General features: G+C 60.5%; 15 protein-coding genes. 5 read left to right on the top strand and 10 right to left on the bottom strand.

Annotated elements, in window-relative coordinates; translation table 11 throughout:
• Positions 1-93: 93 nt before the first annotated feature.
• The 6 genes from ACX3M4_RS05850 to ACX3M4_RS05825 all read right to left on the bottom strand — a co-directional run bounded on the left by ACX3M4_RS05850 (position 94) and on the right by ACX3M4_RS05825 (position 6,043).
• Positions 94-1,395 carry a dihydroorotase gene (locus ACX3M4_RS05850; RefSeq protein ID WP_459357652.1) on the bottom strand — a complete coding sequence of 434 codons (1,302 nt, stop codon included), beginning with the start codon at positions 1,393-1,395 and terminating at the stop codon, positions 94-96.
• 11 nt (positions 1,396-1,406) lie between these two features.
• Complete coding sequence (locus tag ACX3M4_RS05845; RefSeq protein ID WP_459357651.1) at positions 1,407-2,363, bottom strand: aspartate carbamoyltransferase catalytic subunit; 957 nt, start codon at positions 2,361-2,363, stop codon at positions 1,407-1,409.
• Positions 2,364-2,607: 244 nt separating this feature from the next.
• A complete protein-coding gene (locus tag ACX3M4_RS05840; protein WP_459357650.1) occupies positions 2,608-3,534 on the bottom strand; it encodes an AEC family transporter in 927 nt (308 codons plus the stop codon).
• 59 nt (positions 3,535-3,593) lie between these two features.
• Positions 3,594-4,082 carry a Holliday junction resolvase RuvX gene (gene ruvX / locus ACX3M4_RS05835; protein ID WP_459357649.1) on the bottom strand — a complete coding sequence of 163 codons (489 nt, stop codon included), beginning with the start codon at positions 4,080-4,082 and terminating at the stop codon, positions 3,594-3,596.
• Between the two features lie 97 nt (positions 4,083-4,179).
• The gene (budA, locus tag ACX3M4_RS05830; protein ID WP_459357648.1) at positions 4,180-5,028 is read right to left on the bottom strand and encodes an acetolactate decarboxylase; all 849 of its coding nucleotides are present in this window, start codon (positions 5,026-5,028) and stop codon (positions 4,180-4,182) included.
• Between the two features lie 67 nt (positions 5,029-5,095).
• Positions 5,096-6,043, bottom strand: a complete 948-nt coding sequence (locus ACX3M4_RS05825) for an autotransporter outer membrane beta-barrel domain-containing protein (RefSeq protein ID WP_459357647.1) — start codon at positions 6,041-6,043, stop codon at positions 5,096-5,098.
• A gap of 1,658 nt (positions 6,044-7,701) precedes the next feature.
• Here ACX3M4_RS05825 and ACX3M4_RS05820 point away from each other — a divergent pair.
• From ACX3M4_RS05820 to ACX3M4_RS05810, 3 genes are all read left to right on the top strand, one after another.
• On the top strand, positions 7,702-8,406 hold the full coding sequence (locus ACX3M4_RS05820) for a metal-dependent hydrolase (protein ID WP_459357646.1): 705 nt from the start codon (positions 7,702-7,704) through the stop codon (positions 8,404-8,406).
• A gap of 145 nt (positions 8,407-8,551) precedes the next feature.
• A complete protein-coding gene (gene mdlC / locus ACX3M4_RS05815) occupies positions 8,552-10,156 on the top strand; it encodes a benzoylformate decarboxylase (protein ID WP_459357645.1) in 1,605 nt (534 codons plus the stop codon).
• A gap of 129 nt (positions 10,157-10,285) precedes the next feature.
• Positions 10,286-10,834, top strand: a complete 549-nt coding sequence (locus ACX3M4_RS05810) for a cupin domain-containing protein (RefSeq protein ID WP_459357644.1) — start codon at positions 10,286-10,288, stop codon at positions 10,832-10,834.
• 82 nt (positions 10,835-10,916) lie between these two features.
• Here ACX3M4_RS05810 and ACX3M4_RS05805 read toward each other — a convergent pair whose 3' ends face one another.
• Positions 10,917-11,684 (bottom strand): YdhR family protein, encoded by a 768-nt coding sequence (locus tag ACX3M4_RS05805; protein ID WP_459357643.1) that lies wholly within the window; start codon positions 11,682-11,684, stop codon positions 10,917-10,919.
• A gap of 89 nt (positions 11,685-11,773) precedes the next feature.
• On the opposite strand from ACX3M4_RS05805, the gene ACX3M4_RS05800 reads away from it, so the two are divergent.
• Entirely contained in the window at positions 11,774-12,187 is a 414-nt protein-coding gene (locus ACX3M4_RS05800; protein ID WP_459357642.1) for a winged helix-turn-helix transcriptional regulator, read from the top strand.
• A gap of 267 nt (positions 12,188-12,454) precedes the next feature.
• Entirely contained in the window at positions 12,455-14,056 is a 1,602-nt protein-coding gene (locus ACX3M4_RS05795; RefSeq protein ID WP_459357641.1) for an arylsulfatase, read from the top strand.
• Between the two features lie 82 nt (positions 14,057-14,138).
• Here ACX3M4_RS05795 and ACX3M4_RS05790 read toward each other — a convergent pair whose 3' ends face one another.
• The 3 genes from ACX3M4_RS05790 to ACX3M4_RS05780 all read right to left on the bottom strand — a co-directional run bounded on the left by ACX3M4_RS05790 (position 14,139) and on the right by ACX3M4_RS05780 (position 16,664).
• Entirely contained in the window at positions 14,139-14,837 is a 699-nt protein-coding gene (locus tag ACX3M4_RS05790) for a CPBP family intramembrane glutamic endopeptidase (RefSeq protein WP_459357640.1), read from the bottom strand.
• A gap of 9 nt (positions 14,838-14,846) precedes the next feature.
• Positions 14,847-16,043, bottom strand: a complete 1,197-nt coding sequence (locus ACX3M4_RS05785; RefSeq protein ID WP_459357639.1) for a lytic murein transglycosylase — start codon at positions 16,041-16,043, stop codon at positions 14,847-14,849.
• A gap of 147 nt (positions 16,044-16,190) precedes the next feature.
• Positions 16,191-16,664, bottom strand: coding sequence for a hypothetical protein (locus ACX3M4_RS05780; protein WP_459357638.1), 474 nt, complete (start codon positions 16,662-16,664; stop codon positions 16,191-16,193).
• Positions 16,665-16,669 lie beyond the last annotated feature (5 nt).

The raw sequence follows: 16,669 nt of genomic DNA, 5'->3' as shown, positions 1-16,669 counted from the left end.
CGCGCCACGTTCACCAAGAATTGTGGCGCGAAACGGGATCGTCGCACGAAGACAGGACAATTGTGCGCGAACCAACGGCCCGGCGAAGTCCAGTCAGGCGTAGGCGTAGACCGTCTTGCCGCCGACCACCGTCCTCAGCACCCGGCCGGAGAAGCGGGCATCGACGAAGGGTGAGTTCTTGGAGCGGGACCGGATGGCGCTCTTCTCAAGTACCCAGGGCTTTTCAAGATCGAAGACCGTCACGTCCGCAGGCGCCCCCTTGGCAAGGCGCCCGGTCTCAAGACCCAGCCGGTCTGCCGGCTTGGAGGTCATGGCGGCCAGAAGGGTCACCAGATCGACCTGGCCGGAATGATACAGCCGGAGCGCGGCGGCGAGCAGGGTTTCCAGACCGAGCGCGCCATCCTCGGCTTCCGCCCAGGGGTGGCGCTTGGTTTCCACGTCCTGCGGATCGTGGTTGGAGCATATGATGTCGATGGTGCCGTCGGCGACAGCCTCGATCATCGCCTGGCGGTCGTCCTCGTCGCGCAGTGGCGGCGACATCTTGAAGAAGGTGCGGTAAGCGCCGATGTCGTTTTCGTTGTTGGTCAGGTGGTTGATCGAAATGCCGGCGGTGATATCGAGACCCCTGGCCTTGCCCGCACGCACCACATCGGCGCTGTCCGACGTCGAGATCAGGTTTGCGTGGTACTTGCCCTTCGACATGGCAACGAGGCGAAGATCCCGCTCCAGCATGATGATCTCCGCTTCGCGGGGTACACCGGACAGGCCTTTCCAGCTGGCATTGAGGCCGGAATTCATCACGCCGCCGGCCAGGTCCGGATCTTCCGTGTGGTGGATCACCAGCGCGTCGAAGTCGCGGGCATAGGTCATCATGCGGCGCATGACCTGGGCATTCTTTACCGACCTGTGGCCATTGGTGAAGGCGACCGCTCCGGCTTCCTTCAAAAGGCCGATCTCGGCCATTTCCTCGCCTCTCAGGCCCTTTGTGAGGGCAGCGAGCGGCAGCACGTTGACACTTGCCGTGTCGCGCGCCCGGCGCAGGATGAAGTCAACCAGCGCCGGGTCGTCGATCACCGGGTCGGTGTCCGGCATGGTGCAGATGGTGGTGATGCCACCGGCGGCGGCGGCCTGCGACGCACTGGCCAGCGTCTCGCGATGCTCCGCGCCGGGCTCGCCGACGGAGACGCAGAAATCGATCAGGCCGGGGCAGGCAATGGCGCCCTTGCAGTCGATGAGTTCCGCGCCATACGGCGTGCCCTGATTGGCGGCTTCCGGTCCGGCAGCCAGGATCGTGCCGTCGGCGATGATGACGGAGCCGGGTGCATCCAGGCCGCGTGCCGGGTCGATGACCCTGGCATTGGAGAGGACCAGAGGTTTGGGTGTGTCGTGGGCCACGGTCTTGTCCTCTAGCGGGTCGGCAGGTTGGCAGCGAGGGCTTCGAGCACAGCCATGCGCACGGCAACGCCCATTTCCACCTGTTCGCGGATCAGGCTCTGAGCGCCGTCGGCGATGGAGGCGTCGATTTCGACGCCGCGGTTCATCGGCCCCGGATGCATGACGAGGGCGTCTTCCTTGGCGAAGCCGAGCTTTTCCGCGTCGAGGCCGTAATAGCGGTAGTATTCGCGCACCGACGGCACGAACGCTCCGTTCATGCGTTCGCGCTGCAGGCGCAGCATCATGACGATGTCGGCTCCCGCCAGTCCTTCCTTCATCGAGGTGAAGACCTCGACACCCATCTTGGCGATGCCGGAGGGCAGGAGGGTGGAGGGGGCGACGACACGCACACGCGCCCCGAGCGCGTTGAGCAGGATGATGTTGGAACGGGCGACGCGGGAATGGGCGATGTCGCCGCAGATCGCCACCGTCAGCCGGGCGATCTTGCCCTTGTGACGGCGGATCGTCAGCGCGTCGAGCAGGGCCTGGGTCGGGTGCTCGTGCGGTCCGTCGCCGGCATTCACCACCGAGCAACTGACCTTGCGGGCCAGCAGATGCACCGCGCCGGCGGCGTGGTGGCGAACCACAAGCAGGTCCGGATGCATGGCGTTCAGCGTTGCCGCCGTATCGATCAGCGTCTCGCCCTTTTTCACCGAGGACTGGGACACCGCCATGTTCATCACATCCGCCCCGAGCCGTTTTCCGGCCAGCTCGAACGAGCTTTGGGTGCGGGTGGAATTTTCGAAAAAGAGATTGATCTGGGTACGGCCCTGCAACACGTGCTTGCGCTTGTGTATCTGCCGGGAGACCTCGACGGCCTCTTCGGCCCGGTCCAGAAGGCCCAGAATTTCGTGGGGGTGAAGGCCCTCTATGCCCAGCAAATGACGATGGGGGAAAGGGCTGTCTCGATGGGTGTTGCTCGCGGTCATCGAGACCATTGCTTTAGGGGGAATCTTCCCGTTCGACAAGACGCGAATTCACCTCATGCCCGCTGTCCACACCATCGCTAAATATTTGAGCGGTTGGACAAAAATAGAGACTGATGAAGTTTGGCTGGATCTCGTGCCGACAGGTTTTGCCGGTCAACACAGTCGATAAGGGAAATCAACCGTCTCCAGGACCCTCTTGATGTGTGTTGCTTTTCCACCGTCCGCAGTCTGATGGCACGCGCTGTCAGGTGAAGAGCAACAGGGCGAGGGGGATAGTCACTGTCGCCGCCAGAGTCTGCAAGGTGATGATTTCCGCCATCAACTTGGCATCCCCGCCCATCTGACGGGCAAGCAGATAGGAGTTGCTGGCGCACGGAACGGCGCTGGCAATGATGACGACGGCAAGCGCCGGGCCGGTGACGCCGAAGAGACTGGCAAAGCCAAAGGCGAGCAATGGCATGAAGACGGGCCTCAGAAACGTGCCCATGGTGAGGGCCGGGCCCGGACGGCGCAGGGAGCCGAGATCCAGCCCCGCGCCGACACAGATGATGCCGATGGGCAGGGCCGCGCGGGAGAAGATCTCCAGCGTGTCCTCGATGACGAAGGGAAGGGAGATGCCGCTCAGATTGAGAACGAGACCCGCGCCGATCGAGAGGATGAACGGATTGGTGTAAAGGTCCTTCAGGATCTTGGCACCGCTCGGCGTCGTACCGCTGGCATAGTGCGACAGCACCAGGATACTGGCGACGTTGAGCACCGGGATCATGAAAACCATCGCGACGGCCAGCATCGCAAGGCCGGTGTCGCCGACAACATTATCGGCGATTGCCAGTGCGATCATGGCGTTCCAGCGCAAGGTGCCCTGAAAGATTGAGGTGAAGCGTTCCGGGCCGATGCCCCAGATCCTTTCAATGACTTGCCGCGCGGCAAGAAGCGCGAGCGCCATCGCAAGGATGGAAGCCAGCAGGCTGCCACCCATGTTCAGCGTCGGGAAGCTGTTGAAATCCGCCTGCGAGATGGTGCGGAAAAGAACGGCGGGAAAGAGGGCGTAATAGGCCAGGCGTTCGATGCCGCGCCATTGTTCGCCGGTAATGAGGCCAGTTCTGGCGATCAGGTAGCCAGACGCGATCACGAGGATGACCGGCATCAGGGCGGCGAGCGTGGTGAGCATTTCGGGCCTTGGGGTTCGGCTGAACCGGCAAGCAGAAGCTTCGCCGGCGGAAGGTGGGGTTACCTGCTATCTAACCCCATAAACCCGAGTCGGTCCAGAAAGCCCTGAAGAATGAAGGCGGCTGCCATCTTGTCGACGACTTCCGCGCGTTTCGCCCGGCTGCTGTCGGCTTCCAGGAGTGTTCGTGTCACCGCGGCGGTCGAAAGGCGTTCGTCCCAATAGGTGATCGGCAGATCCGTCTTCTGGGAAAGATTGCGGACAAAGGCACGGGTTGCCTGGGCGCGTGGTCCCTCGCTGCCGTCCATGTTGAGCGGCATGCCGAGCACCATGCCACCGACTTCCTGTTTGGCGCAGATGGCGAGAAGCTGTTCGGCATCCAGGGTGAATTTTTTCCTCCGGATCGTTTCCATCGGCGAGGCGATGCCCCGGCCGAGATCGGAAAGCGCAAGACCTATGGTCTTGGTGCCGAGATCGAGGCCGATCAGGCGCGTGCGGTCGGGCACGGCGGCCATAAAGTCTTCAAGGGAAAGTGCCGGATCATTTGCCATGGCGCGCCTTTATCAGGGCTTTGTCTCTTCCGCCAGAAAAACCGGAAACAGAAAACCGGTAACAGATAAACCGGCACCAGAAAAATCGATGACAGCCTTACGAGCGGTCACCCGCATGGCCGTGTTCGGCGATCTCCAGCGCTTTCGACGGATCGTCGCGCAGATCGGCCGACAGAAACTGGGCGGTCTCTGGAACGGCAACGTGAAAATCTGTCTCCAGATGCAGCTGCGCTGTCAGATGCCGCGCGCAGACGCCAATGAGGTGGCCACCCTTTGTCCGGTCCTTTGAGATGAAATGCAGATGATAGCCGGAAATCGCCATGGTGCGCGCATGTCCGGGCGACCAGAACCCCACCAGCGTGCCTTCGATATCCTCAAAGGTGAATTCGCTTTGGTGACCGGTTGCGGCAACCAGATCCTCACCGGGAGCAGCCTTGCAAGCGGCGCGCAGTTCGATCCTGTCGAACCGGCCGTCGATGCGAATGCCGATGAAGAAGTTTTCCGATGGGCGCAGATCGTCGAGCCGGGATTCCAGATCCGCCTGGCTCCGCACGTCGTTGAGGTCGACCTGATGTCCCGGCGTAAACCTTGTGACTGTCGCAAAGGGTGTCAGCGCCGTGTCGGGCGCTATCACCACGGCGCCGCCGTCTCTCGCCTGATACGCCTGGCCTTCGAAGAGGATCATCTCGCCGTCGAGATCCTCGAAGGTGCCGAGGCCGAAATCCCCGTGGTCCTTGAGATCGCCGATCGCCGCACAGCCCTTGAAGAGGCCTTTGGTAATCGCCGTGCTGGTGGAGACCTGAAAGATCGTATGATGATCGAGGCCGAAGGCGGAGGCGAGCTTTTCCTGGACGATGTGGGAGAGGCTGTGACCTGTCCGCAGCCGTTCGGCCTGCAATTCAAGCCAGAGGCTGTTGGAAATACGGCAGGTGAGGTCTCGGTACATGGGCTTTCCTCGGCTCAAAGGCGATCGACGAAGGATACGGCTGCCAAGATACCTGCAAAGCCCCTGCTCAGAAACCGATAGCGACCCGGAGTTCCGCTTCCCAGACATCAAGTCCGTTCTGGCCGAGACTGAGATAACCGCCCTTGGCATCGAGGCTCACATTCTGGGCAAGAAGCGTTGTTGCCCCGCCGCGCAACGCAAAGCTCCATGCCGACGGGGTAACAAGATTGAGGTCGCCATCGAGGATCTTGCCGTCATTGGCCCTCAGATATTCGTAGACGGCTCCAGCTTCCAGGTAAGGCTGTATCAACCTGCCATTACCGAGATCGAACGCGCGGCTGATTTCTGTTGAGAGTTCCAGTGTCCCGAGCGAGGCGGCATTCCCGGAAATCGGGACGCTGACATATTGATTCAGGATTGTGCCGGAAAGGTCATAGCTGTCCGAAAACACCCGATTGAAAGTGACCGTGGCCTTGGGACGGATCTGCACGTCGCTCAAGGCATATTGACCATGCAGGCTTAAGCTGGTTCCGAATTCATGGCTGATATAGTCGCCGTTCAGAACGGAAATGTCGGATTGACTTGTTGAGAAGCCGTAGCTGAGGGATCCGTCAGCCGCCCAGTGCTGGGATAGCCGCATGGCAACATAGGGTCCGATCTCGAAGCCCTGGGTATTGATCTGCAGGTTGGAGTTAAAGCCGTCCGTTTCAATTGTTTCGAACGTGACGGAGAGGCCGGCAACAAGGTTCTCGGTCAGTTTCCGGTCCGCGCCAAACGCGGCTGTCCCGGAAAGAGTATTGAAATTCCGGCCATAACGCTCGTCGTCGATAATGAGCCCGGTGACGCTGCTCCATGCGTTCCATCGGGTCGGTTCGATGAGATCACGACCGGGAGTTAGGGAAACCTCCTCCTGTGCCTGAAGCCGGCCTTCGGCCAGAAGCTGCTGCCGCGTACAGAAGGCTTGCGGATCGTGATCCTGTGTTTGCGGTGCACGCGGGTCGATGCAGTAGCTCACCACAGCTCCGTCCGCCCTTCGCACCGGCACGAAACCGGGTGACAATCCGGGCCGGGCCGTTGTGGGGCTGCCGGGCGGTAGTGTTCCGATAGGTGGTGTGACGCCGCCGCCGGGAGGCGTTATTGGTCCCGGCCTGCCTGGCGTGACCCCCGTGGGTGGCAGCGTTCCGATTGGCGGTGCAACACCGCTGCCAGGTGGAGATATCGGCCCTGGTCTGCCGGGTGTGACACCCGTAGGGGGCAGCGTTGCAATTGGCGGCGCAACGCCGCTGCCTGGAGGCGTTATTGGTCCCGGCCTGCCTGGCGTGACCCCCGTGGGTGGCAGCGTTCCGATTGGCGGTGTAACACCGCTGCCAGGTGGAGATATCGGCCCTGGTCTGCCGGGTGTGACACCCGTAGGGGGCAGCGTTGCAATTGGCGGCGCAACGCCACTGCCTGGAGGCGTTATTGGTCCCGGCCTGCCTGGCGTGATGCCCGAGGGAGGCAGCGTTCCGATTGGCGGTGTAACACCGCTGCCAGGTGGGGATATCGGCCCTGGTCTGCCGGGTGTGACACCCGTAGGGGGCAGCGTTGCAATTGGCGGCGCAACGCCGCTGCCTGGAGGCATTATTGGTCCCGGCCTGCCTGGCGTGATGCCCGAGGGAGGCAATGTTCCGATAGGCGGTGCAACACCACTGCCGGGTGGCGAAATCGGCCCCGGCCTGCCCGGTGTTATTCCGGTAGGCGGCAACGTCGCGATGGGTGGTGCGATGCCGCTTCCTGGCGGTGAAACGGGGCCCGGTCTCCCCGGAGTGAGACCAGAGGGGGGCAGTGTCCCGATCGGGGGCGTAACGCCGCTACCAGGCGGGGATATCGGCCCTGGCCTTCCTGGCGTTATTCCGGTTGGAGGCAATGTTCCGACAGGCGGTGCGACCCCGCTGCCGGGAGGAGAAATAGGGCCTGGCCTGCCAGGCGTGATGCCTGAGGGAGGGAGCGTTGCGATCGGTGGTGCCGGTCGGCCGAACCCCGGAAAAAAATTGCCGATAGGTGGTCTGACGAGCGACGGAGGTTTGATGTTGTCCGGTAGCTGGAAATCCCGCTTCTGGTTCTGGGTATCGATCAGGCAGTCCGATCCGCCATCGACACTGTAAAGCTTGTGCGTGCCCCCATTACCATTGGATACAACGGGTGAAACGGAAAGGTGCAGGCCCTTGTCTGAGCGCGACCAGGTGTCGACTGTCTGATTGACCTGTGCCGCATCCAGGCGATAATCACCTGCGACCGTTCCGGAAATCCAGATCGAACGGCTGTCGGACTTGTTGGTGCCTAGGAACACCAGTCCGCCATCGTTCTTGCAACTGGCAGCCAACGCTGCGGAAGAGCAACAAGAAGCAAGGACGATCGGCAACATCGCCCGGATTAGTCGCACGCGTTTTGCCCCAATCGGCATAAGCAATAATCCTGCGTCCCACGATTCCCCAACGTCATTTTGTTGGGCAAATTTGGAAGACACAAGTTTCGGTAGCTGAATTATCTGTGGTGTTGCTAAAATTGCACACCGGCGCTGCGAAAACTGACGATGCCATTTGAAAGTCTGGCTGCTGCTGGCTGGGGACCGGCTTGTTGTGAGCCGCCCTGGGCTGGTAGCTTTACGAAAATTCGAAGATCGGGGAGACGACAATGAAATTGACCTGGTACGGCCATTCCGCTTTCAAGATCGAGATCGATGGTGCTTCCATCCTGATCGACCCGTTTTTGACCGGAAATCCGTCATTTCCGGAAAACCTCTCGGTGGACAAGGTCGCAGAAGGCGTGACCCATGTCATCCTGACCCATGGCCACAACGACCATATCGGCGACACCATCGACATCCTCAAGAAGACCGGCGCGCAGCTGACGTCCAATTTCGAGATCTGCATGTGGGCGAACCGGCAGGGGATCGAGAATTTCAGTCCGATGAACTCCGGCGGCAAGGTCGATGCAGGCCCGTTCAGTGTGGGGCTCACAAGAGCGGATCATTCCTCGTCCTTCCAGGCAGGCGGCGAAGCGATCTATCTCGGCAATCCGCACGGTGTGATCATCGAAGCACCGGGCGAGAAAGTGCTCTACCACATGGGTGACACGGATATTTTCTCCGACATGGCGCTCATCAACGAAATCTATCAGCCTAAAATCGGCCTGGTTCCGATTGGCGACCGTTTCACCATGGGCGGCAGGGTGGCGGCGATTGCCTGCAGCCGTTTCTTCAATTTCGACACCATCGTACCCTGCCACTTCGGCACGTTTCCGATTATCGATCAGAGTGCGGATGCCTTCATCAAGGCGCCGGGCTCCGACGGGCGAAAGGTTGCCACGCCAAAGCCAGGTGACGCAATTATCGTCTGACGTGTTGACGCAGATGAAACAATCTTCACTTGTCTCTGACGGATGGCGTGGCTTAGTCTTTTGAGGGAATTGACGCAATAGACGATGGATTTTTTTCGTTTCCTGGTGCCTGAACCGGTTCTGACGGCATCGTTAGGAGGATATTATGCCGACGGTTAAAGACGTTACCCTCGATCTGCTTCGCAATCTCGGCCTGACGACCATCGTCGGCAATCCCGGCTCCACCGAAGAAACTTTCCTCAAGAACTTTCCCGACGATTTCCGCTACGTATTGTCCCTTCAGGAGGCCAGTGTCGTCGGCATCGCCGACGGTCTGTCGCAGGGGCTGCGCAAACCTGTCATCGTCAACGTGCATACGGGCGCAGGCCTCGGCAATGCGATGGGCTGCATTCTGACGGCCTACCAGAACAAGACGCCGCTGATCCTGACAGCTGGCCAGCAGACCCGGGACATGCTGCTGCTGGAACCGCTCCTGACGAATATCAACGCGACGCTGCTGCCCCAACCCTGGGTGAAATGGAGCTACGAGCCTGCCCGGGCCCAGGACATTCCGGCAGCTTTCATGCGCGCCTATGCGGCCGCGATCCAGCAGCCGAGCGGTCCGGTCTTCCTGTCCCTGCCGCTGGACGACTGGGACAAGGAAATGGAGGGGCCCGCAATCGTCCGCTCAGTCGCGTTGCGCTCGGCGGCCGACCCGGCCCGGATCAAGGAGTTTGCGGAACGGATCAATGCCGCGTCCAACCCGGTGCTGGTCTATGGCTCCGACATTGCCCGCTCCGAGGCCTGGGAGGAAGGGATCGCCTTTGCCGAAGCGCTCTCCGCACCGGTGCTGACGGCGCCCTTTGCCGAGCGGACGCCTTTTCCGGAAAGCCACAGGCTCCATGCCGGCACGCTGCCTTCTGCCATCGGGCCGATTTGCAAGCGGCTTGAGGGGCACGATCTTGTCGTGACCGTCGGTGCTCCGGTCTTCCGGTATTATCCTTATGTCGCGGGCGACTATCTGCCGGCGGGAACAAGACTGCTGCATATCACCGACGATCCGGACATGGCTTCGAAAGCCCCGGTCGGCGACAGCCTCGTTTCCGACAGCAAGCTTTTCTTCGAAGCGATCCAGCCGATGCTTGCAAAGCGTGCCGAAAAGGACAATCCCTACAAGAAGGACCCGGCGCCGGTGCCGGACTATACAGCTCTGCCGCTGACACCGGACGCGGTCTACAGCCTTGTCCGGAAAAGCGCTCCGGCGGACTACGTGCTTGTGGAAGAGTCGCCCTCCAACGTCATCGAACTGGAACGGCAGATCCCCATCGACAAGCCGGACATGTTCTATACCTTCGCCTCCGGCGGGCTCGGCTGGGACATGCCGGCAGCTGTCGGACTGGCCCTGGCCGAAGTGGAAAGCGGCCGTAACCGGCCGGTGATCGCGGTGATCGGCGACGGCTCGTTCCAGTATTCGGTGCAGAGCCTCTATACCGGCGTGCAGCAGCAGGCTCATGTGGTCTTCATCGCCATGCGCAACAGCGAATATGCGATCCTCAAGGAATTTGCGATCCTGGAAGAAACGCCGAATGTGCCGGGCCTCGATCTGCCGGGGCTCGACATCGAGGCGCTGGGACGCGGTTACGGCGCGAAGACCGCAAAGGTCAAGACCGCCGGCGACTTCAAGGCCGCGCTCGAAGCCGCTCTGGTACACAAGGGAACGACGGTGATCGAGGTGGAAATTTCCCCGAAGCTCAGATCGTTGCTTGGATAAGGCGTTCAAGTCATTGTGAAAATGTTGTTGTGCCCCGGAAGGTCGTGCACAATGGGGGCACATGTCGGCGCTCGAGGCGCGTGCTTACGTACCCGTACCGGCACACCAAAATCAAACCGGGGACTTATCATGAAGCTGTCCAGCTTTGCATTCATCGCGCTTCTGAGCGGGGCCTTTCTGGCGACGCCGGTGCTGTCGGCCGACAAGTCGATCACACCGGGCGGCAAGCCTGCGCCGTCCCAGCCCCACGCCAAACCGGGTTCGAAAGCCGCGCAGGATGAGCAGGCCGCGGCCCAGACCCCCTATGCCAACATTCGGGAAGTCATGAACACCGGCAAGACGGTGACCGGTGAGGCTGTCCAGTTCCCTCAGGATAATCCGTCGGTAAGGGCCATTGAAATCACCATGGCGCCGGGTGAAAAAACCGCCTGGCACCAGCACCATGCGCCGCTGTTCGCCTATATTCTGGAAGGCGAGATCACCGTCACCTACGAAGAGTTCGGCAAGAAGGTCTATCGTGTTGGCGACGGCCTGCTCGAGGCGATGGACGTGACCCATCGCGGTGAGAACACCGGCGAAGGACCGGCGAGGATCCTGGCGGTCTTCCTCTTGGGAGAAGGCAGCGTGGCGACGGTGAACGAAGATGCGCCGGGGACCGATCCGAACAAGGTGGAATAGGTCTGAAGGGCCGTCCGCCGGCAGACAAGTCTCCGGCGGACGGAGCCCCGGACCAGAGCCGGGAAGGTTCAATCCGGTATGATCAGCCCGGGTAATAAGGCGAGCGCATCTCCCGGCTGGCCATCTCCGTCACGCTTGCATCGAACACGCGGGTGTAGAAAGCGCTGTTGAATTTGGCGGCGATCTCCGGAAACGCATTGATTGCATAGTCGAGGGCGTCGTCGAGCGAGTCGAAGGCATCGAAGCCGCCAAGGGTGTTCGTACCGAGCCCGCTCAGCCAGACCTTGTTCTGCAGGCCTGGCGTCAGTTTCAAAGCCTCGTTGCGGTCCTGCCAGCCAAAACCGTCGAATGGTACCGATACTTGCAACTCGGTATAGACAAACGCACCCGGCTTTTTCGTGACGGTATTGCCATAATGAACCGATCCGAGGTCAACGCTCGCATCGCGCACGATTTCGGCGTCGAAAACCCTTGTGTTGTGTGCCACACCGAAGGCACGAGGCTCGGTCGGGAAATAGCCGGTCACGAACTTACGGGCATTGTCCAGGCTGTCGAAAGCGTAGAACCCGCCAAGGGACTGGTTGGCGTGTCCCTGCAGCCAGGTCTTGTTCAGGAAACCTGGCTGCTCCTTGATTGCCTCGTTGATCTTCGCCCAGGGCGCCTGGTCGAACGGGACCGAGATGGCGACTTCCGTATACACGAATGCTTTGGGTTCCATGATGGTGCTTTCCTTGGCTTTGAGAATGGTCGGGACCGCGATGGTGCCTGCGACTGCAGCCGTTGCTGCCAGAACCGTGCGGCGGGTCAGTCCGTTTGCGTGATTGAAAGGGGGAGTGTCTTCTTCCTGCATCGTGAACTCCTATCTACTTGCATTTTACAAATTGACTGCATATGCGGCTTTCACTTGTAAAATGCAAGTGGAAAAACTAGATTTTTTGCATGAACGCAAAAAAGCAGAATTACGATTCAGGATGTCCGGTCGCTTTTGCGCTCGACATATTCGGCGATCAGTGGACGCTTCTCATCATTAGGGACATGGCCCTGAAGGGAGTGCGAACCTATGGCGAATTGCTGGAAGGCTGGGAGGGAATATCGACCAATATTCTCGCTCAGCGCCTCAGGCATCTTGAGGAGAAGGGCCTGATTACAAAGCGGCGCGACCCGGAAAACTGGCGCAGTTTTGTCTACGAATTGACCCAGAAAGGGCGAGGCCTTGGCCCCGTTCTGGCCGAGATCATCCTGTGGAGCGGAAAGTACAACTCTGCCGCTCACGCAATGAAGGATACCCTGGAAAAGGTTCATGCCGACAGAGTCGGTTTTGAAAAATCGATTGCGAATGGGGAGATACCTTGATCGCCTCAAGATTGATCTACGCAGCCGGAGCCTGTCCCGAATGGCCGGCGCAATGCGTTGATATTTTGCCTGAATTCACGCCTTGATTGATCGAGTTCAAGCAGGAGTGGGCGGAGCTTTCATCACGGCACCTCAGGAAAAGGCTGGTTTCTTCTTGTCTAAAGCCGAAACTGACGCTAGGTAATATCTGTGATGCTGCGACTTGGTCGCGAAATCGCATGCAACTCATGGCTGCGTCTGCGGTATCCACTTGTGTGGGAGTTTTGTATGACACCTTTTCAGACCAAGCCGCCTATCAAGATGGCGGTAATTGGGCTCGCGTTAGCGTTTGCAGTCGTGACCCAGTCTGCCTTCGCTCAAGAAACGCAGAAGCCGAATATCCTTGCGATCTGGGGCGATGACATAGGCACCTGGAACATCAGCCACAACAACCGCGGCATGATGGGATACAGGACGCCGAATATCGACCGCATCGCGAGCGAAGGCGTTGCCTTTACCGATTATTACGCACAGCAGAGTTGTACTGCAGGCCGTGCCGCTTTCATCGGCGGCAATGTGCCGGTACGCACCGGTATGACCAAGGTGGGACTGCCCGGTGCCGAACAGGGCTGGCAGGAGACGGACGTTACCATGGCGACGGTGCTGAAGTCGCTCGGCTACAAGACCGGTCAGTTCGGCAAGAACCACCAGGGCGATCTGGATGAACACCTGCCGACCAATCACGGCTTCGACGAATTTTTCGGCAACCTTTATCACCTCAATGCCGAGGAAGAACCGGAAAACCGGGATTATCCAGGCGACATGGTGCTTGCCAACGGCAAGACCTTCCGCGAACAGTTTGGCCCGCGCGGCGTGCTGCATACCTGGGCCAATGACGACGGTACCCAGAGGATTGAGGATACCGGTGCGCTTACGAAAAAGCGCATGGAGACCGTCGACGATGAAAGCTTGGCCGAGGCAAAGCGTTTCATCCGCGAAGCGGTGGAGGAAGGCGTTCCCTTCTTCGTATGGTGGAATGGCACCCGCATGCATTTCCGCACCCACGTGAAGGCCGAGCACACCGGCATTTCAGGACCGAGCGGTGACACCTATCATGACGGCATGGTGGAGCATGACATGCATGTCGGCGAATTGCTGGATCTGCTTGACGAGCTTGGCATCGCGGACAACACGGTGGTGATGTATTCGACCGACAACGGCCCGCATTACAACACGTGGCCGGATGCCGGGACCACGCCGTTCCGCAGTGAAAAGAATTCAAACTGGGAAGGCGCTTACCGCGTTCCTGCCTTTGTCCGCTGGCCAGGCGTCTTCCAGGAAGGCGTGACGCTGAACGGGATTGTCGCCCATGAGGACTGGCTGCCGACCTTCGCGGCCATCGCAGGCTCTTCCGACATCAAGGAGCAACTCAAGACGGGCGTCGAACTCGGCGGGCGGACCTACAAGAACTATATCGACGGCTACGACATGAACGCCTACCTGAAGGGTGAGGCGGACAGTTCGCCCCGGCACGAGTTCTGGTACGTGAATGACGACGGACAGATCGTCGCTGCCCGCTACGACGATTGGAAGGTTGTGTTCCTGGAAAACCGCGGTCAGGCCTTCGGCGTGTGGCAGGAGCCATTTACCGAACTGCGTGTTCCGGCCATCTTCAACCTGCGCCGGGACCCGTTCGAAAAGGCCCAGCACAATGCCAACGTCTACTATGACTGGCTGCTTGAGAGGGCTTTCGTGATCGTCCCGATCCAGGCGCTCGCTTCCCGGTTTCTGCAGACCATGCAGGACTATCCGCCGAGCCAGACACCCGGTTCGTTCAATCTCTCCGCCATCGAGGAGAAGCTGAAATCCGGCATGGGCGGCAGCAACTGAGCTTCTGTAAGCCGTCAGAAAGGCCCGGGATCCAAGAGGATGCCGGGCCATATATTTGCTTTCTGGAACCCGGGAAATCGGGTCAAGGTGTTCCGCAAACCGCTATAATCGCCGGTGAAGCAGGGCCGAGGTAGAACAAGTTATCCAGTCCCAGCGCGAAGACGGATATGCCAAGCAGGCTGTGCTCGAGCCAGACGGCTGCAAGCGAGCGGTATTTGCGATAGGTGCGGTAGAAGGAAAGACCTGCCGCACCGCTCAAGGCTACCGACAGCATCGATCCGAAAAGAATATGTACCCAGCCGAACAGCACCGCCGATATCAGGCAGGCTGCCCAGAAGGGTAGGTGCAAGCTATCGAGACGCCAGGCGGCATAGCCGCGGAAAGCGATTTCCTGCGGCAACACGGACACCAGCCCGTAGAAGGTCACGATCACGGCCATCAGCGCCGGATTGGCGCGCGGGATACAGAACAATCGCTCGGGGCTGAGCGTCAGAACAACGGCCAGGATCACCATTGAACCGAGCAGCCAGCGCAACATTATGCCGGGCAGGGCAGCACGGCATCCGGTCCAGTTGAAGCTGAGATACGTTCCGGCAACGCCGTTCGCCCATAGCCGCCAGACGGCATAGAGGGCAACGAGGAAAATCGTCGCAAAGCGCAGTAGTTGGACCGAAAGGCCCATCAGCAGCACTGGCCCGGCGATCAGGACGGCAAGTTCCGCGGCCAGAAGCAGTTTGCTTCGGATAACGGGTGATGCCGCCGCCGGGTCAGCGCGGCGCAAGAGACTGCCTCAGAGCCGGTTCAAAAGCGACGGGGTGGGCCAGGCATCAGCCGGCAGGCCAAGCTTTTGCTGCACCTGCTGAACGGCGTCGCGGGTGCCGGCACCCAGAATGCCGTCGATCTTGCCGACGTCATACCCCATGCTGGAAAGTTTCGATTGCAGCTGCTTCATCTGTGCATCGTCGAGGCCCGGTTCCGGATTGCCCTCCGTATAGACCGGCGCGCCGGCAAGGCGTGTGGCGAAATAGGCGGCGGTCGTCGTGTAGACGAAGGACTGGTTCCATTCCAGATAGATGTTGTAGTTCGGATAGGCGAGGAAGGCGGGGCCCTTGCGGCCCTGGGGCAGCAGCAGGGAAGCGGGCAGGTTGCCGGAAATCTGGCCCCAGCGCGGCTGGACGCCGAGTGAGGCCCATTCGGCCCCTGTTTTGGTCTTGCCGAGTCCACTCTCAGCCCAGTTGAGGTTCTGCGGCACGCTGACCTCCTGCAGCCACGGCTCTCCGCGGCGCCAGCCGAGGTGCTGGATGAAGGCACCGGCGGTGAGGATTGCGTCTGCGGCGCTCTCCTTCAGCTTCACATGGCCGTCGCCGTCGCCATCCTTGCCGAACTTGATGATGTCCTCAGGCAGCATCTGCACCATGCCGATCTCGCCTGCCCAGGCGCCGGTGGTGCCCTGAGGGTCAAGGTCGCCATGCTGGACCATTTCGATCGCGGCAATCAGCTGCGGGCGAAAGAGTTCCGGCCGGCGGCAGTCATGGGCAAGCGTAGCCAGCGCGTTGACCGTATTGAAGTCACCCTGGACCGCGCCAAAATCTGTTTCCAGCGCCCAGAAGGCGGTGATCACGGGTGCTGGCACGCCATACTCGGACTCGGTCCGCTGAAACACGCTGGCGTATTTCTTCATGTTGGCAGCGCCGTTCGTCATCCGGTAGCCGGAAATGACACGCTTGGAGAAGTCCAGGAAGGTCATCTTGAAGACGCCCTGGGCCCGGTCCCTGGACAGAACCTTTCTGTCGATCTGCGCTCCGGCAAGCGTGCGGTCCGCGGCCTGAGCGGACAGGCCGCGGGATAAGGCTTCCTGTTTCACGCCAGCCAGAAACTGCCGGAAGTCGCCGCCGCATTGCTGGGCCTGGGCGGGCGAGGCGGCAAGCCAAAGGCCGGTAAGCGCGGCAAAGGCGAAGGCAGGAGCGGACGGGAGACGGCGGGTCATGCAAAATCCTGTGGTTGGCGCAAAGACGGCCGGAGCCGATAAAATCGCCCTAATTGACTGTGCTTCGTCCGCAAGGTCAACCGCTCTGGGCTGGTTTCTCGCGCCGGTCCTGAGGGAAATAGTGTGATTGCAGCAGCTGGAAACGGATCAGCGGCAGTTGCCGAAATCCGAACTTACCATGACGCCGCCGTCGGGTGTGCGCTTCAAAGGTGCATGAACTGTTGCGGAAGAGCGGCAATCCGAGGAGGACGCACCAAGGCTCAGGGCCTCGTAGTAAGGTGCGTTCACACCGGATGTCTGTTGCTGGCACATCTGATAGGCCATGTCATAGAGACCCTGCCAGCCGCCGGGCAGGGAGCCCATATTATCGAGCACCCCAAGCGCACCGCCGGCGCGGGCACCGCGATAGGCCCCTGACGGACCTGCCCATGCACCGCCTGCAACCGCTCCTGCCATGCCGCTGGAGACCGCATCGCCGACCACATCGCCGCTGCCCATGTGCGCATTGGCGTAGTCGGTTGCGTAAACGACGCAGTCCGTGCCGTCTGCCCTGGCGGCGAAGCCGGTGAGGCCGAGGACGACCAGGGATATCGTGAAACGAAGGGGCGCGCGATCAAGCATGGTCC

The organism is Roseibium sp. M-1, assembly GCF_054515675.1.
This window is presented reverse-complemented; position numbering and strand designations above follow the sequence as displayed.